Genomic DNA, 16457 nt, shown 5'->3' with positions numbered 1-16457 from the left:
CGTGACCGCCGGTCAGAAGCGGTGCCCTGGGGCCGCGGTCCGCTGCGTGACCGTCGGTCAGAAGCGGTACTGCTCGTCGTAGCCGTTCCCCTGCTGACTGTTGTCCTGGTAGGGGTACTGCTGCTGCTCCGGCGGGAGTTCGCCGCCGTACGTCTCGTCGGTGCGCTGCTGCGGGACCCAGACGCCGCCGGCCGGGGTCTCCCCGCCGTAGGTGGGGTTGCCGTACTGGTCCTGCCCGTAGGCCTGTTGGCCGTAGGTCTGCTGGCCGCCGTAGGAGGTGTCGTAGCCGCCGTAGGTCTGGGTGCCGATGTACGGGTCGGAGTAGGCGGCGTACTGCTGCTGGCCGGCCATGTCGTAGCCGTAGTTCTGCTGGTCGTAACCCGTGTAGCCGTCGTAGCCGTAGGGCTGGTCGGCGCCCTGGGCGGCCGTCGCGTACTGGTCCTGGCCCTGGGGCCGGCCCTGGTCGGCGTAGGAGCCGTCGCGGTACACGCCGTAGGAGCCGGTGTCGTCGGGCAGGGGCTGGGGCTCGTAGACCGCGGTGGTCTCGGCGGCCGGGGCGGCGACGGGGCGGGCGGGCGTGAAGACGTCGTCGCGGTCGTAGTCGTCGTGGCCGTAACCGGCCGTGTCCGCGGCGTAGGGGGCGGCGTTGCCGTAACCGGTGTCGGTCGCCTGGAGGTCGGAGACCTCCAGGGTGGGCTCCGCGCGGCCTCGCTCGCGGCGGCCGGCGCGCTTGCCGCCGACCAGGCCGCCCAGGGCCTCGGGCGGGTTGACCGCCCAGCCCTGCTCGAAGCCGCGGCGGAAGGAGAGGGTGACGTAGGTCTGGCCGACCGCGAAGGCGGCCGCGCCCAGGCCGATGACGATCACCGAGGGGATCAGGACACCGAGCACCACGCCCACGAAGCCCGCGAAGGCGAGCAGTCGCCAGCGCAGACGCGCTTTGTACTGCAGCAGCACCTCGCCGAGCAGCCACAGCGCGACGACTCCGAACGCGATGTAGAGGACCGTCCAGCCCATGTACGCCCCTCTCCCAGTAGCCGCTACGCAGTGTGTCGTATGTCCGTGCGGCCGGTCTAGGCCTGCGGTGGGTGGTGCAGGCCCAGGTTCTCGTAGATCTCCAGCGTCGCCGTGGAGTTGTTCAGCGTGATGAAGTGCAGTCCGGGCACTCCCTCGGCCAGCAGCCGCGCGCAGAACTCCGTGGCGAATTCGATGCCAATGGAGCGTACAGCGGCCGGATCGTCTTTGGCTGTGAGGATCCGCTCTTCCAGGGCGGAGGGGATGGCCGCGTTGCTGAGCTGCGGCAGCCGCTCCAGCATCCGCACGCTGGTCACCGGCATGACCTCGGGGATGACGGGGGTCGCGCAACCGGCCGCCTCGACCCGGTCGCGCAACCGCAGATAGGACTCCGGCTGGAAGAACATCTGCGTGATGGCGTAGTCGGCGCCGGCCCGGCACTTGTCGACGAAGTGCGTGACGTCGGCGTCCCAGTCCGCGGAGCGCGGGTGCATCTCCGGGAAGGCCGCGACGCCGACGCAGAAGTCACCCGACTCCTTGATGAGCCGGACGAGGTCGGCCGCGTAGGTCAGGCCCTGCGGATGCGCCACCCACTCGCCCATGGGGTCGCCGGGCGGGTCGCCGCGCACGGCCAGCATGTTGCGGATCCCGGCGTCGGCGTACTGGCCGATGATGTTGCGCAGTTCCGCGATGGAGTGGTTGACCGCGGTGAGGTGGGCGACCGGCGTCAGCGTGGTGTCGGCGACGATCTGCTGGGTCTCCTTGACCGTGCCGGCGCGCGTGGAACCGCCGGCACCGTACGTCACCGAGACGAAGTCCGGGGCGACCGCCTCGACCCTCCTGAGCGCGCTCCACAGGTTCCGCTCGCCCTTGGGTGTCTTCGGCGCCGAGAACTCGAAGGAGTACGTCGTCTTGCCCGTGGCGAGCATGTCGCGCACGGTGCGTGCGCGGTCCGTCCTGGTGGATGCGGTTCCGAGGGCCATACCGGCAGGTTAGCCAGGGGGTGACGGTCACCCAACCGGATCGGGGAAATTTGCCCTTTTTGTCGACTTGTTGTCCACCCCTCGGACACCCGGGCCGTCCACCCCCGGGCTCACGCCGGACCGCCCGCCCGCCTCACCTTCCCTCGCACCGCCTCACACCGCCTCCCGGAGCCGCTTGGCGAACTCCGCCGCCGCCGCGCCCGGGTCGTCCGCGTCCGTGATGGCCCGCACGACCACGACCCGGCGGGCCCCGGCCGCCAGTACCTCGTCCAGGTTGCCCAGGTCGATGCCGCCGATGGCGAACCACGGGCGGTCGGTGCCGAGGGCGGCGGTGTACCGGACCAGGTCCAGGCCGGGGGCGTGGCGGCCGGGCTTGGTGGGCGTGGGCCAGCACGGGCCGGTGCAGAAGTAGTCGACGCCCTCCTGGACGGCGGCCGCGGCGGCCTCGGTCTCGGAGTGCGTGGAGCGGCCCACGAGGATGTCGTCGCCGAGGATCGCGCGGGCCGCGGGGACCGGGAGGTCACCCTGACCCAGGTGCAGGATCGCGGGGGGCCAGGGGTGGGCGGCCCGGGCGGCGTGCGCCACGTCGGCGCGGTCGTTCACCGACAGGGTCCTGCCGTTCTCCCGGCACTTGTCGGCGAACAGCGCGAGCAGGCCCAGCTCCTCGTCCGCCTCCAGCGTCTTGTCGCGCAGTTGGACGAAGTCGACGCCGTTCGCCAGGACGGCGTCCAGGAACTCGGGAAGGTCGCCCTGCTTCTTGCGGGCGTCCGTGCACAGATAGAGCCGGGCGTCGGCGAGCTGGGCGCGGGCGGCGGTGTCGGACGTGACGGGCGTGACGGGCATGGGTGTCCCCCGGTGTGGATGGCGTACGGGCCGCGGACCGGTGCGGTCGGCCTCGGCGGACCGGGCGTAGTGAACCACAGGCGCACGGCCGCGGCGGTGCGCGCCGGTTCCCGGGCCGCACGACCGCGGCGGTGCGTGCCGGTGCCCGTGCGGTCGGCCCGCCCCGAGGGGACCGCCGCCGGTCCCTCGCCGCCGCGCCACGGCCGCGGTCACCCGCGACCGTGGCCCGCAGGGCCCCGCCCGTACGTCAGACGGTTTTCGGTTCTTGCCGCGCCCGGGTCAGACGGCGAGCGCCTGGGCCCGGCGCTTCACCTCCGTGCCGCGATTCTCGCTGAGTGCCTGCGCGGGGGTGCCGGGCAGGCTGTCGTCGGGGGTGAAGAGCCACTCCAGCATCTCTTCGTCGCTGAAGCCGTCGTCCCGCAGGAGCGTCAGGGTCCCGGTGAGGCCCTTGACGACCTTCTGCTCGGCCCCGTCGATGAAGGCGGCGGGGACGTGCAGCGCGCGGTTCTCACCCCGGCGTACGGCGATGAGCTGGCCCTCCCTGACCAGCTGCCGCACACGCGTCACCTCGACATCGAGGATTTCCGCGATGTCGGGGAGGGTGAGCCAGGCGGGCACGAGAGCATCGATCTTTGCGTCAATCTCGGTCACGACATCAAGCCTGCCATCCCGCACTGACAGGAGGAAGCCGGACCCCTCCGACCAGGGGGTTCCAGCTCCCCCGCGCACGCCTCCCCGACGCCCGGCCCCGCGCCCCGCCGGCCCCCTCGCGTCCGCGTCCCCCGCCCCTACGCCGTCGCCGCCTTCAACGGCCGCGCCGGGTCGAGCAGCAGCTCCGGATCCAGTTCCGTGCCCGCCTCGATCAGCTTCCGTCCCTGGGCCAGATCCCGGGGCCGGCCCACCGCGAGGAGGGCGACCAGGCGGTTCTCGCGCAGCCAGCACACCGACCAGGCCGGCCCGGACGGGTCGCCGCGCCACAGGGCCGTGTCGGCGCGGGCGTGGTGCCCGGCGTACTGGACGAACCGGCCGAACTGCTCGGACCAGAAGTACGGCACCGGGTCGTAGACCGCGGGCGTCTCGCCGATGATGTTGGCCGCGACCGTGCGCGGCCCCTGGAGGGCGTTGTCCCAGTGGTGGACCAACAGGCGCTCGCCGTACCGGCCCGAGGGGAAGGACGCGCAGTCGCCGACCGCGTACACGTCCGGCACGGAGGTGCGCAGCCCGTCGTCGGCCACCACCTCGCCGTGCGCGCCGAGCTCCACGCCCGAGTCGGCCAGCCAGGCCGTGGCGGGGCGGGCGCCGATGCCGACCACCACGGCGCCCGCGGGCAGCCGGGTGCCGTCGTCGAGGACGACCGTGCCGGGCTCGACACGCGCCACGCGCGTGCGGGTGCGCAGGTCGGCGCCCGCGTCGGCGTACCAGGCGCCCATCGGCGCCGCCACCTCAGCGGGCAGCGCGCCCGCGAGCGGCCGTTCGGCGGCCTCCACGACGGTGACCGAGCAGCCCGCCTCACGCGCGGCGGTCGCGAACTCGGCGCCGATCCAGCCCGCGCCGACCACCACGATGTCGTGCTGCCGGGCGAGCACCGGCCGCAGCCGCTCGGCGTCGTCGAGGGTGCGCAGCAGATGGACGCCGGGGACGCCCTCCGCGCCGGGCAGCCGGATCGGTTCGGCACCGGTGGCGAGGACCAGGACGTCGTACGGCACGGGCCCGGACTCGGTGTCCAGGGTGTGCTCGGCGGGGCGGACGCCCAGGACCTCGCGGCCGAGTTCGAGTCCGATGCCGAGCGCCTCGAAGTCGACGTCGAAGGCGGAGCCCTCGGCCTTGCCGAGCAGGACCGCCTTGGACAGCGGCGGCCGGTCGTACGGCTGGTGCGGCTCCGCGCCGATCAGGGTCACGGTGCCGGTGAAGCCCTGCTCGCGCAGCGCGACCGCGGTCTGCACGCCGGCCATGCCCGCGCCGACCACCACGACCCGCCGTGGCGCCTGTGCCTGCGTCTGCGTGTCCTCGCTCACCTGATCACCATAGACAACTGACAATTTGTCAGTCAGGAGTCGTGCGCAGTGACCTGCTCCACACCTGCCGCGATCTGCTCCACGACACTCGTCCCGCTGCCGGGCCGGGACTCCCACTCCCAGGTCTCCTCCAGGCGCACGCGCCCGTCCGGGAGTTCGACCACGGTGGACACGCAGTGCCCGGACGCGGTCGTCCCGTCCTGCCTCAGCTGGACGTACCGGAAGTCGAGCCGGTCCCCGTCCCGGGTACCCACCAGATGCCCCCGCACGACGTCCCCGCCCGCGTACTCGGCCCAGATCTCGCCGTCCTTCTCGTGGTACGTGAAGCGGGTGCGCGTGCCCACCTGGCCCGGGGCCTGGTCGGCGACGGGGGCGAGGACGAGGCCGTCCAGCGAGCGGGGCATGACCGTGGGCTCCCTTACACATGCGGTGCTCTGCGGGCTAGGGTGGCCACCGTAGAGCACTCGCGGGAGCCCGGACGCACCGGGCTGAGAGGGAGGCTGGCGGCCTCCGACCGTACGAACCTGATCCGGGTCATGCCGGCGAAGGGAGGGGCTGGACGCCCATGTCCTCACGTACGTCAGACGTCCTCGTCATCGGGGGCGGCATCATCGGCCTGGTCACGGCCTGGCGGGCCGCACAGCGCGGTCTCGCCACGGCCGTCGTGGACCCCGAACCCGGCGGCGGGGCCGCCCAGGTGGCCGCCGGGATGCTGGCCGCCGTCACGGAACTGCACCACGGCGAGCAGACCCTGCTGGGCCTGAACCTCGCCTCGGCCCGCCGCTATCCGCGGTTCGCGGCCGAGCTGACCGAGCTGACCGGCCAGGACCTCGGCTACCGCCGCTGCGGCACGCTCGCCGTCGCTCTGGACGCCGACGACCGCGCCCACCTGCGCGAACTGCACGCTCTCCAGCGGGAGTCGGGCCTGGAGTCGGAGTGGCTGTCCGGGCGCGAGTGCCGGCGTCTGGAGCCGATGCTCGCGCCGGGGGTGCGCGGCGGCCTGCGGGTCGACGGGGACCACCAGATCGACCCGCGGCGGCTGGTCAAGGCGCTGCTGACCGCGTGCGAGCGCGCGGGGGTGGTCTTCCACCGCGCGTGGGCCGAGCGCCTGGAGGTCGTACGGGACCGGGCCGCCGGTCTCACGACGACGGACGGCACGCGGCTGGGCGCGGGACAGGTCGTCCTGGCGGCCGGCAGCCTCAGCGGGCGGCTGGCCGGGGTCCCGGAGGCCGTACTGCCGCCGGTGCGGCCGGTGAAGGGGCAGGTGCTGCGGCTGACCGTGCCGCCGCGGTACGCGCCGTTCCTGAACCGGACCGTGCGGGCCGTGGTCCGCGGCAGCCAGGTCTACCTGGTGCCGCGCGAGAACGGCGAGCTGGTGGTCGGGGCGACCAGCGAGGAGCTGGGCTGGGACACGACGGTGACCGCGGGCGGGGTGTACGAGTTGCTGCGCGACGCCCATGAGCTGGTCCCCGGCATCACCGAGCTGCCGCTGACGGAGACCCGCGCGGGGCTGCGTCCCGGCTCGCCGGACAACGCGCCGCTGCTCGGGCCGACCGAGCTGCCCGGGCTGCTCCTGGCGACCGGCCACCACCGCAACGGCGTACTGCTCGCACCCGTCACCGGCGACGCGCTGGCCGACGTCCTGACCACGGGCGAACTCCCCGACGAGGTGCGCCCGTTCACCCCCAGGCGATTCAGGGAACTCGTGGAGCAGCCCGCATGAACATCTCTCTCAACGGCGAGCCGCGCGAGGTCGCTCCCGGCACGGCTCTCGACACCGTCGTACGGGCCCTCACCCCGGCGCCCTCCGGCGTGGCCGCCGCCCTCAACGAAACCGTCGTCCCGCGCGGACAGTGGTCCTCGACGCCCCTCGCCGAGGGAGACCGCGTCGAGGTCCTCACCGCCGTCCAGGGAGGCTGACCCATGGCCGACGATCCCTTCCTCCTGGGCGGTACGACGTACTCGTCCCGCCTGATCATGGGCACCGGCGGGGCGCCCAGCCTGGACGTGCTGGAGCGGGCGCTGGTCGCCTCCGGGACCGAGCTGACCACGGTCGCGATGCGCCGCGTGGACCCGAACGTGCACGGCTCGGTCCTGTCGGTGCTGGACCGGCTCGGCATCGCGGTGCTGCCCAACACCGCGGGCTGCTTCACCGCGGGCGAGGCCGTGCTGACGGCCCGTCTCGCGCGCGAGGCGCTCGGCACCGACCTGGTCAAGCTGGAGGTCATCGCCGACGAGCGCACCCTGCTGCCGGACCCGATCGAGCTGCTGGACGCGGCGGAGACGCTGGTCGACGACGGTTTCACGGTGCTGCCGTACACCAACGACGACCCGGTGCTGGCCCGGAAGCTCCAGGACGTGGGCTGTGCGGCGATCATGCCGCTCGGCTCCCCGATCGGCTCCGGGCTCGGCATCCGCAACCCGCACAACTTCCAGCTGATCGTCGAGCACGCGCGCGTGCCGGTGATCCTGGACGCGGGCGCGGGGACGGCGTCGGACGTGACGCTCGCGATGGAGCTGGGGTGCGCGGGTGTGATGCTCGCCTCGGCGGTGACGCGGGCTAGGGAGCCGGAGCTGATGGCCCACGCGATGCGGCACGGGGTGGAGGCGGGCCGGCTGGCGCACCGCGCGGGGCGCATCCCGCGGCGGCACTTCGCCGAAGCCTCGTCGCCCGCCGAGGGGTTGGCGCGGCTCGATCCGGAACGTCCCGCGTTCTGAACGTACGTTCGAGAGGGGCCGGGAGTCGTGGCGACGTCCGTCACAGGACGGCTTCAGTCCCGCCCCGATCTCGCCCGAACCGGCGGCCCTGTCAGTCGCGGCTCGTACACTCACCTGCGTGGATACGACCCTTCAGGACCCTTTGGTCGGGCAGGTGCTCGACGGGCGTTATCGCGTGGACGCGCGGATCGCGGTCGGCGGGATGGCCACGGTCTACCGGGCCGTGGACACCCGCCTGGACCGCGTGCTCGCGCTGAAGGTGATGCACCCGGGCCTCGCGGCCGACGGCACCTTCGTGGACCGGTTCATCCGCGAGGCCAAGTCCGTCGCCCGGCTCGCCCACCCCAACGTGGTGCAGGTCTTCGACCAGGGCACCGACGGGTCGTACGTCTACCTGGCCATGGAGTACGTGGCCGGCTGCACCCTGCGTGACGTGCTGCGCGACCGCGGGGCGCTGCAGCCGCGGGCCGCGCTCGACATCCTGGAACCGGTGCTGGCCGCGCTCGGCGCCGCGCACCGCGCGGGCTTCGTGCACCGGGACATGAAGCCGGAGAACGTCCTGATAGGGGACGACGGCCGGGTGAAGGTCGCCGACTTCGGACTGGTGCGGTCCGTCGACACCGTCACCAGCACCAGCGGTGCCGTGCTCGGCACCGTCTCCTATCTCGCGCCCGAGCAGATCGAGCAGCCGGGTGCCACCGACGCCCGCGTGGACGTCTACGCGTGCGGTGTCGTGCTGTACGAGATGCTGACCGGCGAGAAGCCGCACGACGGGGAGTCCCCCGCCATCGTGCTCTACAAGCACCTCCACGAGGACGTCCCGCCGCCCTCGGCCGTCGTGCCGGGGCTGCCGTTCGCGCTGGACGAGCTGGTCGCCTCCGCCACCGCCCGCACCCCGGACCTCCGCCCGTACGACGCGGTGGCGCTGTTCGCGCATGCCCGCGAGGCCCGCTCCGCGCTCAGCGAGGACCAGCTGGACCTGATGCCGCCCCAGGCGCTGACCGCCCAGCACAGCAACGCGGAGGACCGCACCAGCGTGATCCCGCGGTCGCTGACCGTGCCGCGCCCCCTGCCGGTCGACGAGGAGGCGGAGCCCGCGCTCAACCGCACGAGCCGCCTCCAGTCGCCCCCGCCCCCGCCGCCCCGGCGCCGTTCGGGCCGCCCGCGCGGTCCGCTCGCGATCGTGGCCGCCCTGCTGCTGATCCTCGGGGTCGGCGCGGGCGTCTGGTACATCAACTCCGGGCAGTTCACCAAGGTCCCGCCGCTGGTGGAGAAGACCGAGGCGCAGGCCCGGGACCGGCTGGAGGAGGCCGGGCTCGAGGCCGGGAAGGTGAAGCGGGAGTACAGCGACACCGTCAAGCGCGGCCGGGTCATCAGCTCGGACCCGACGGTCGGCACCCGCATACGGAGCAACGACTCGGTGACGCTGACCATCTCCAAGGGTCCCGACACCGTCGACCTGGCCGACCTGAAGGGCTACCGGCTCGACAAGGCGAAGACCCGGCTGGAGAACGACGGCCTCGAACCGGGCATGGTGACCCGGGAGTTCAGCGAGGACGTCATCAAGGGCTTCGTCATCGGCAGCGACCCGGCGGCGGGGACCACGCTCCGCGCGGGCACGGCGGTGGCGCTGGTCGTCAGCAAGGGCAGCCCGGTGGACGTCCCCGACGTCACCGGCGAGAGCCTGGAGGACGCGAAGGCGGACCTGGCGGAGGCGGGCCTGAAGGTGAAGGTCGCCTCCCGGCAGGTCACGTCGGAGTACGACAAGGGCCTGGTCGCCGCGCAGACCCCGAAGGACGGCAGCGAGGCCACCGAGGGCGACACCGTGACGCTGACGATCTCCAAGGGCCCCGAGATGGTCGAGGTCCCGGACGTGGTCGGCGACAGCGTCGACGACGCCAGGGCCGAGCTGGAGGGCGCCGGCTTCGAGGTCGACGAGGACCGCGGCCTCCTCGGTCTGTTCGGCGACACGGTCAAGAGCCAGTCGGTGGAGGGCGGCCAGACGGCCCCCAAGGGCTCGACGATCACGATCGAGATCCGCTGACACGGCCGCCGCGGGGACGGCGGCCGGGGGCCGGGGGGACCGGCGGGCCGGGGGGGACCGGGGGACGCTCACGCGGGCACCACCGCCCCCTCGCCCCCCTCACCTCCTCCGCCACCAGCACCCCCGACAGCGCGTCCGAGCTCGCATGACACCCTGAGCGGGTGATGACTCAGCGCAACCCCGTCGGCGGGCACGTCCCCGTGGCCGGCGGTCTGAACTCCGTCGGTCTGTCCTATGCCCGTGATCTCCAGGCGGAGACCGTGCAGGTCTTCGTCGCCAACCCGCGCGGCTGGGCCACACCCACCGGCAACCCGCGGCAGGACGAGGAGTTCCGCGCGGCCTGCGCGGCGGAGTCGATCCCGGCGTACGTGCACGCCCCGTACCTGATCAACTTCGGCTCGCACACCGAGGCGACGGTGGAGAGGTCCGTGGAGAGCCTGCGGCACTCACTGCGCCGCGGCCGGGAGATCGGGGCGCTCGGCGTGGTCGTGCACACGGGCAGCGCGACCGGGGGCCGGGACCGGTCCGTCGCGCTCAAGCAGGTCCGCGAGTACATGCTGCCGCTGCTGGACGAGCTCACCCATGACGACGACCCGTTCCTGCTGCTGGAGTCGACCGCCGGACAGGGGTCCTCGCTCTGTTCGCGGACCTGGGACTTCGGGCCGTACTTCGAGGCCCTGGACGCCCACCCCAGGCTCGGGATCTGCCTCGACACCTGCCACGTCTTCGCGGCGGGCCACGACCTGACCGGCCCCTCCGGCATGCACCAGACCCTGGACCTGCTGGTGGACACCGTCGGCGAGGGCCGCCTGAAGCTGATCCACGCCAATGACTCCATGGACGTGGTGGGCGCCCACAAGGACCGGCACGCCAACATCGGCGCCGGCCACATCGGCGAGGACCCGTTCCGGGCGCTGATGACCCACCCCGCCACCGAGGGCGTACCGCTGATCATCGAGACCCCCGGGGGCAAGGAGGGGCACGCCGCGGACGTGGAGCGACTGAAGAAACTCCGCGACGCGTAAGCCCTTGGGGAATACCCCTGGGGGGTATACGGTTCTGCTCGACGCAGGAACCGTTACCTCACGCTGGGGGCAGTCATGCAGCACAACGCGCACACAGAGCACGCTCACCACGGGGACCACGGGCACGAGGGTCATCAGGCGGGCAGCAGCTGGTCCATGGCGGCGCGGGCCACCCTGCACTGCCTCACCGGGTGCGCCATCGGCGAGGTGCTCGGCATGGTCATCGGCACCGCGCTCGGCTGGGGCAACACCCCGACCCTGATCCTGGCGATCGCCCTCGCCTTCTTCTTCGGCTACGCGCTCACCCTGCGCGGCGTCACGAAGGCGGGCCTCGGCCTGCGCGCCGCGCTGAAGGTGGCGCTGGCCGCGGACACCCTGTCGATCGCGGTGATGGAGCTGGTCGACAACGGCGTGATCGTGCTGTGGCCGGGCGCCATGGACGCCGAGCTCGCCGACCCGCTGTTCTGGGGCGCCCTGGCGATCGCGCTGGCCATCGCCTTCGTCCTGACCACGCCGGTCAACAAGTGGATGATCGGCCGCGGCAAGGGGCACGCGGTGGTGCACCAGTACCACCACTGAGCCCCGGCACGAGGAGTCAGAGCTCGGGGCCGTCCCCGGGCTCCTCCTGGTAGGAGTAGCGCTGTTCCTTCCAGGGGTCGCCGATGTTGTGGTACCCGCGCTCCTCCCAGAAGCCGCGGCGGTCGGCGGTCATGTACTCGACGCCGCGGACCCATTTGGGCCCCTTCCAGGCGTACAGATGAGGGACGACCAGCCGCAGCGGGAAGCCGTGCTCGGCGGTGAGCAGCTCGCCGTCCTTGTGGGTGGCGAAGATCGTGGACTCGGCGGCGAAGTCCGCGAGGCGCAGGTTGGAGCTGAAGCCGTACTCCGCCCACACCATCACATGGGTGACGGACGGGGCGGGCGGGGCGATCTCGAGGATGGACCGGGCGGGGACGCCGCCCCACTCGGCGCCGAGCATGCTGAACTTCGTCACGCAGTGCAGGTCCGCCACGACGGTGGTGTGCGGCAGGGCCGTGAACTCCTCGTGGGTCCAGCACTCCTTGCCGCCGTCCGCCGTGGCGCCGAAGACCCGGAACTCCCAGCGCTCGGGCCGGAACTTGGGGACGGGTCCGTAGTGCGTGACCGGCCAGCCGCGCTGCTTGCGCTGCCCCGGCGGAAGCTCGGAGTGTGCCGCTTCTCCTGACTCGCGTTCCACCGGCTGACCCATGACTCCATCCTGACAGACCCCGGGTGGTGCGCGGGACCAGCCCCGGCTCGATTCACCTCAAACCGGACTAAGCATGCCCTTACTTACTAAGTGAAGACTTACTGGACGATCTTCGATACCGGTGCAAGGATGCGGCGCAACCTGCCAGTTCCCCCCGGTTGGAAGGAGCCTCTGCGATGCAGGGCGACCCCGAGGTCATCGAATTCCTCAACGAGCAGCTCACCGGCGAGCTCACCGCGATCAACCAGTACTTCCTGCACGCGAAGATGCAGGAGAACTTCGGCTGGACGAAGCTCGCGAAGTACACGCGCCACGAGTCGTTCGACGAGATGAAGCACGCCGAGGTGCTCACCGACCGGATCCTGTTCCTGGACGGGTTGCCGAACTACCAGCGGCTGTTCCACGTCCGGGTCGGACAGACGGTCAAGGAGATGTTCGAGGCCGACCGGCAGATCGAGGTCGAGGCGATCGACCGCCTCAAGCGCGGTATCGAGGTGATGCGCGCCAAGGGCGACATCACGTCCGCGAACATCTTCGAGTCGATCCTCGAGGACGAGGAGCACCACATCGACTACCTCGACACCCAGCTGGAGCTTCTGGAGAAGCTCGGCGAGGCGCTCTACATCGCCCAGCTGATCGAGCAGCCGGAGAGCTGAGCCGGAAGGCGAGCGGGGCGGATCAAGCCGCTTCGTCGAGCTCGGCGAGGACCGGCTGACCCTGGTCGACCAGCTCGCGGCGGGGGCACGCGCCCCTGCCCAGGATCGCCTGGATCCGGCGTACGCAGGAACCGCAGTCGGTGCCCGCCTTGCAGGCCGAGGCGATCTGGCGGGGGGTGCAGGCACCGTCCTCCGCGTGCTTCCTCACCTGCTGCTCGGTGACCCCGAAGCAACTGCATACGTACACGCGGGTCACCTCCCGACGGGATTGATCGGTCTCGCCATCCCCGTTGATCGGTGAGGCTAACCTAACCTTACCCGTCGTGCGCGAGCCACAAAAGTGCGGTGGGGCGCGGATCGTGTGTGATCCGCGCCCCACCTCATGCTCCTGTAACAGGCGCACGCCCTGCTGATCTGCTACTAGTCGCGGTACAGCTCCGCGACGAGGAACGCCAGGTCCAGGGACTGGCTGCGGTTCAGGCGCGGGTCGCAGGCGGTCTCGTAGCGCTGGTGCAGGTCGTCGACGAAGATCTCGTCGCCGCCGCCCACGCACTCGGTGACGTCGTCACCGGTGAGCTCCACGTGGATGCCGCCCGGGTGGGTGCCCAGTGACTTGTGGACCTCGAAGAAGCCCTTGACCTCGTCGAGCACGTCGTCGAAGCGGCGGGTCTTGTGGCCCGAGGCCGCCTCGAAGGTGTTGCCGTGCATCGGGTCGGTCACCCAGGCCACGGTCGCGCCGGAGGCGGTGACCTTCTCGACCAGCTCGGGCAGCTTGTCGCGGACCTTGTCCGCGCCCATGCGCACGATGAAGGTGAGCCGGCCCGGCTCGCGGTCCGGGTCGAGGCGCTCGATGTACTGGAGCGCGTCCTCGGCCGTCGTCGTCGGGCCCAGCTTGATCCCGATCGGGTTGCGGATCCGGGAGGCGAACTCGATGTGCGCGCCGTCCAGCTGGCGGGTGCGCTCACCGATCCAGACCATGTGGCCCGAGACGTCGTACAGGTGGCCCGTACGCGAGTCGACCCGGGTCAGCGCCGACTCGTAGTCGAGCAGCAGCGCCTCGTGGGAGGCGTAGAACTCGACCGTCTTGAACTCCTCCGGGTCGGTGCCGCAGGCCCGCATGAAGTTCAGCGCGTTGTCGATCTCCCGGGCGAGCTGCTCGTAGCGCTGGCCGGACGGGGAGGACTTCACGAAGTCCTGGTTCCAGGCGTGCACCTGGCGCAGGTCGGCGTAGCCGCCGGTGGTGAAGGCACGCACCAGGTTGAGCGTGGAGGCGGAGGCGTTGTACATCCGCTTCAGGCGCTCGGGGTCCGGGATGCGGGCCTCTTCGGTGAAGTCGAAGCCGTTGACGGAGTCACCGCGGTAGGTCGGCAGGGTCACGCCGTCGCGGGTCTCGGTCGGCTTGGAGCGCGGCTTGGAGTACTGGCCGGCGATACGGCCGACCTTCACGACCGGGACCGAGGCGGCGTACGTCAGCACGGCGCCCATCTGCAGCAGGGTCTTGAGCTTGTTGCGGATGTGGTCGGCGCTCACCGCGTCGAAGGCCTCGGCGCAGTCGCCACCCTGGAGGAGGAACGCCTCTCCCTTGGCGACGGCCGCCAACCGGGCGCGCAGCTGGTCGCACTCGCCCGCGAAGACGAGCGGCGGATACGACTCGAGGTCCGCAACGACTGCGCGCAGAGCCTCGGTGTCGGGGTACTCGGGCTGCTGCGCCGCGGGCAGGTCTCGCCAGGTGTTGCCAGCGCTCGCGCTGGTCTTAGCGTTCACGGTCACGGCCTCAACATTACGGGGTGATGTCGCGCGTCCCGCCCCATGCCCAGCAAATGAGACACGGGGTACACGGTGTGGACATGGGATAGGGTGCGTCGCATGTACGCGCCGACGAACCAGAAGACGAACCAGAACTGGTGGTGGACCGCTCATCCGGCGGCCCACTGACTGCGCGTAGGCAAGACTTCGCGAAGGCCGCCCGAGGGGCGGCCTTCGGCGTTTGTCGGGGTCCGTTCCTCTCCACGATTCCTCTGAGTGAGAAGGACACGGACCATGCGTCTGCCCGACCTGATCGACGACCCCCGCCCGTTCGCGCTGCTGCGCCGCCGCACACCGGGCCATGACGGGCAGAGCGTGGAGCTGCTCCTCGGCCCGGTCGCCACGTACGAGCGGCTCGCCGACCTGCCCGACGAGGGCCTCGCGCTGGTGCCGTTCCGGCAGATCCGCGAGCGCGGCTTCGACGTCCGCGACGACGGGACGCCGCTGTCGGTGCTGATCCCCGAGGAGACGCACACCCTGCCGCTGGCCGAGGCCCTCGCCCAGCTCCCGGGGCACGACGTGCGGGTCGAGCGGGGCGGCTTCGACGTCGCCGACGAGGAGTACGCCCGGATCGTCGGACGGGTGCTGCGGGAGGAGATCGGGCAGGGCGAGGGCGCGAACTTCGTGATCCGGCGCACGTACGAGGGGGACGTCCCGGGATTCGGCCGCGCCGACGCCCTCGCCCTGTTCCGGCGGCTGCTCGAGGGCGAGCGGGGCGCGTACTGGACGTTCGTGGTGCACACCGGCGAGCGGACCCTGGTCGGGGCCAGCCCCGAGGTGCACGTGCGGATGTCCGGCGGGACGGTCGTGATGAACCCGATCAGTGGGACGTACCGCTATCCGGCCGGCGGGCCCACCACCGAGCACCTGCTCGACTTCCTCGCCGACGGCAAGGAGATCGAGGAGCTGTCGATGGTCGTCGACGAGGAGCTGAAGATGATGTGCACCGTCGGCGACATGGGCGGGGTCGTCGTCGGGCCGCGCCTGAAGGAGATGGCCCACCTCGCGCACACCGAGTACGAGCTGCGCGGGAAGTCGTCGCTGGACGTGCGCGAGGTTCTGAAGGAGACCATGTTCGCCGCGACGGTCACCGGCTCACCGGTGCAGAACGCCTGCCGGGTCATCGAGCGGCACGAGGTCGGCGGGCGCGGGTACTACGCCGGGGCGCTGGCGCTGCTCGGGAAGGACTCCGGCGGGGCCCAGACGCTGGACTCCCCGATCCTCATCCGTACCGCGGACATCGGTGCGGACGGGCGGCTGCGGGTGCCGGTCGGCGCCACGCTCGTGCGCGGGTCCGACCCGGCGGGCGAGGTCGCCGAGACGCACGCCAAGGCCGCGGGGGTGCTGGCCGCGCTGGGGGTCGTCCAGCGGGCGCCGCGCACCGAGCACGCGCGCGTACGTCTCGCCGACGACCCGCGCGTGCGTGCCGCGCTGGACGGGCGCCGGTCCTCCCTCGCCCCCTTCTGGCTGCGGATGCAGGAGCGGTCGGCCGCGCTGACCGGGCACGCCCTGGTCGTCGACGGGGAGGACACCTTCACGGCGATGCTCGCGCACGTCCTGCGCTCCAGCGGCCTGGAGGTCACCGTGCGGCGCTACGACGAGCCCGGGCTGCGCGAGGCGGTCCTCGCCCACCCGGGTCCGGTGGTGCTCGGCCCCGGCCCGGGCGACCCCGGCGACCTGACCGACCCGAAGATGACCTTCCTGCGCGACCTGGCCGCGCGCCTCGTCCGTGCGCACCCGCACGGCGTGCTCGGCGTCTGCCTCGGGCACGAGCTCCTCGCGGCGGAGCTGGGACTGGAGATCGTCCGCAAGGACGTGCCGTACCAGGGGGCGCAGACGACGGTCGACCTGTTCGGGCGGGAGGAGACCGTCGGCTTCTACAACAGCTTCGTGGCCCGCTGCGACGACGAGACGGCGGCGGAGCTCGCCGCGCACGGGGTGGAGGTGAACCGGAGCGCGTCGGGTGAGGTGCACGCCGTGCGCGGGCCCGGGTTCGCGGGGGTGCAGTTCCACCCGGAGTCGGTGCTCACGCTGAACGGGGCGGCGGTCGTGCGGGAGCTGCTGGGTCAGCTGCGCGGGACGAGCACGTCCTCCGAGCGGCGGCCGTTCCCGACGTGCGGCGCGTGAC

Annotated in this window: 18 protein-coding genes and 1 riboswitch; of the genes, 9 read left to right on the top strand and 9 right to left on the bottom strand. The window is 72.0% G+C overall.

What is annotated here, in order from left to right; genetic code table 11:
• Nucleotides 1–57: 57 nt before the first annotated feature.
• The 6 genes from ACH41F_RS02930 to ACH41F_RS02905 all read right to left on the bottom strand — a co-directional run bounded on the left by ACH41F_RS02930 (nt 58) and on the right by ACH41F_RS02905 (nt 5256).
• The gene (locus ACH41F_RS02930) at nt 58–1014 is read right to left on the bottom strand and encodes a hypothetical protein (RefSeq protein ID WP_391229949.1); all 957 of its coding nucleotides are present in this window, start codon (nt 1012–1014) and stop codon (nt 58–60) included.
• 56 nt (nt 1015–1070) lie between these two features.
• On the bottom strand, nt 1071–1994 hold the full coding sequence (metF, locus tag ACH41F_RS02925) for a methylenetetrahydrofolate reductase [NAD(P)H] (protein WP_391229947.1): 924 nt from the start codon (nt 1992–1994) through the stop codon (nt 1071–1073).
• Nucleotides 1995–2147: 153 nt separating this feature from the next.
• Nucleotides 2148–2837: a thiamine phosphate synthase gene (thiE, locus tag ACH41F_RS02920; protein ID WP_398832441.1), complete on the bottom strand. Its 690-nt coding sequence runs from the start codon at nt 2835–2837 to the stop codon at nt 2148–2150.
• Between the two features lie 279 nt (nt 2838–3116).
• Entirely contained in the window at nt 3117–3488 is a 372-nt protein-coding gene (locus ACH41F_RS02915) for an Rv2175c family DNA-binding protein (RefSeq protein ID WP_391229943.1), read from the bottom strand.
• A gap of 137 nt (nt 3489–3625) precedes the next feature.
• Nucleotides 3626–4789: an NAD(P)/FAD-dependent oxidoreductase gene (locus ACH41F_RS02910; RefSeq protein ID WP_398832780.1), complete on the bottom strand. Its 1164-nt coding sequence runs from the start codon at nt 4787–4789 to the stop codon at nt 3626–3628.
• 95 nt (nt 4790–4884) lie between these two features.
• Nucleotides 4885–5256, bottom strand: coding sequence for a hypothetical protein (locus tag ACH41F_RS02905; protein ID WP_398832438.1), 372 nt, complete (start codon nt 5254–5256; stop codon nt 4885–4887).
• A 52-nt stretch (nt 5257–5308) separates the two neighbouring features.
• A riboswitch (TPP riboswitch) is annotated at nt 5309–5420 on the top strand.
• Between ACH41F_RS02905 and thiO the strand changes: the two genes are divergently transcribed.
• From thiO to ACH41F_RS02875, 6 genes are all read left to right on the top strand, one after another.
• Nucleotides 5418–6575, top strand: a complete 1158-nt coding sequence (gene thiO, locus ACH41F_RS02900; protein ID WP_398832436.1) for a glycine oxidase ThiO — start codon at nt 5418–5420, stop codon at nt 6573–6575. It overlaps the preceding riboswitch by 3 nt.
• Entirely contained in the window at nt 6572–6772 is a 201-nt protein-coding gene (gene thiS / locus ACH41F_RS02895) for a sulfur carrier protein ThiS (protein ID WP_391229937.1), read from the top strand. Before thiO ends, thiS begins: the two co-directional genes overlap by 4 nt.
• 3 nt (nt 6773–6775) lie before the next feature.
• On the top strand, nt 6776–7570 hold the full coding sequence (locus ACH41F_RS02890; RefSeq protein ID WP_398832434.1) for a thiazole synthase: 795 nt from the start codon (nt 6776–6778) through the stop codon (nt 7568–7570).
• Nucleotides 7571–7688: 118 nt separating this feature from the next.
• On the top strand, nt 7689–9614 hold the full coding sequence (gene pknB, locus ACH41F_RS02885) for a Stk1 family PASTA domain-containing Ser/Thr kinase (protein ID WP_398832430.1): 1926 nt from the start codon (nt 7689–7691) through the stop codon (nt 9612–9614).
• A 164-nt stretch (nt 9615–9778) separates the two neighbouring features.
• Complete coding sequence (locus ACH41F_RS02880; protein WP_391229934.1) at nt 9779–10639, top strand: deoxyribonuclease IV; 861 nt, start codon at nt 9779–9781, stop codon at nt 10637–10639.
• 75 nt (nt 10640–10714) lie between these two features.
• Nucleotides 10715–11218 carry a DUF4396 domain-containing protein gene (locus ACH41F_RS02875; protein WP_398832427.1) on the top strand — a complete coding sequence of 168 codons (504 nt, stop codon included), beginning with the start codon at nt 10715–10717 and terminating at the stop codon, nt 11216–11218.
• A gap of 16 nt (nt 11219–11234) precedes the next feature.
• Here ACH41F_RS02875 and ACH41F_RS02870 read toward each other — a convergent pair whose 3' ends face one another.
• Complete coding sequence (locus tag ACH41F_RS02870; RefSeq protein ID WP_391229931.1) at nt 11235–11867, bottom strand: molybdopterin-dependent oxidoreductase; 633 nt, start codon at nt 11865–11867, stop codon at nt 11235–11237.
• 176 nt (nt 11868–12043) lie between these two features.
• Between ACH41F_RS02870 and bfr the strand changes: the two genes are divergently transcribed.
• Nucleotides 12044–12523: a bacterioferritin gene (bfr, locus tag ACH41F_RS02865; RefSeq protein ID WP_059197560.1), complete on the top strand. Its 480-nt coding sequence runs from the start codon at nt 12044–12046 to the stop codon at nt 12521–12523.
• A gap of 22 nt (nt 12524–12545) precedes the next feature.
• On the opposite strand, the gene ACH41F_RS02860 is transcribed toward bfr, so the two are convergent.
• The gene (locus ACH41F_RS02860) at nt 12546–12779 is read right to left on the bottom strand and encodes a (2Fe-2S)-binding protein (RefSeq protein WP_391229928.1); all 234 of its coding nucleotides are present in this window, start codon (nt 12777–12779) and stop codon (nt 12546–12548) included.
• Nucleotides 12780–12943: 164 nt separating this feature from the next.
• Nucleotides 12944–14293 carry a class II 3-deoxy-7-phosphoheptulonate synthase gene (locus ACH41F_RS02855; protein WP_391229925.1) on the bottom strand — a complete coding sequence of 450 codons (1350 nt, stop codon included), beginning with the start codon at nt 14291–14293 and terminating at the stop codon, nt 12944–12946.
• A gap of 96 nt (nt 14294–14389) precedes the next feature.
• Here ACH41F_RS02855 and ACH41F_RS02850 point away from each other — a divergent pair, with 96 nt between their 5' ends.
• Nucleotides 14390–14458, top strand: a complete 69-nt coding sequence (locus tag ACH41F_RS02850; RefSeq protein WP_391230582.1) for a trp operon leader peptide — start codon at nt 14390–14392, stop codon at nt 14456–14458.
• 105 nt (nt 14459–14563) lie between these two features.
• On the top strand, nt 14564–16456 hold the full coding sequence (locus tag ACH41F_RS02845) for a chorismate-binding protein (protein WP_391229922.1): 1893 nt from the start codon (nt 14564–14566) through the stop codon (nt 16454–16456).
• Nucleotide 16457 lies beyond the last annotated feature (1 nt).

Source organism: Streptomyces sp. NPDC020489 (genome assembly GCF_044386545.1).
Taxonomy (GTDB): Bacteria; Actinomycetota; Actinomycetes; order Streptomycetales; family Streptomycetaceae; genus Streptomyces.
Note: the sequence above shows the minus strand (reverse complement) of the source record. Positions and strands in the feature narration are given on the sequence as shown.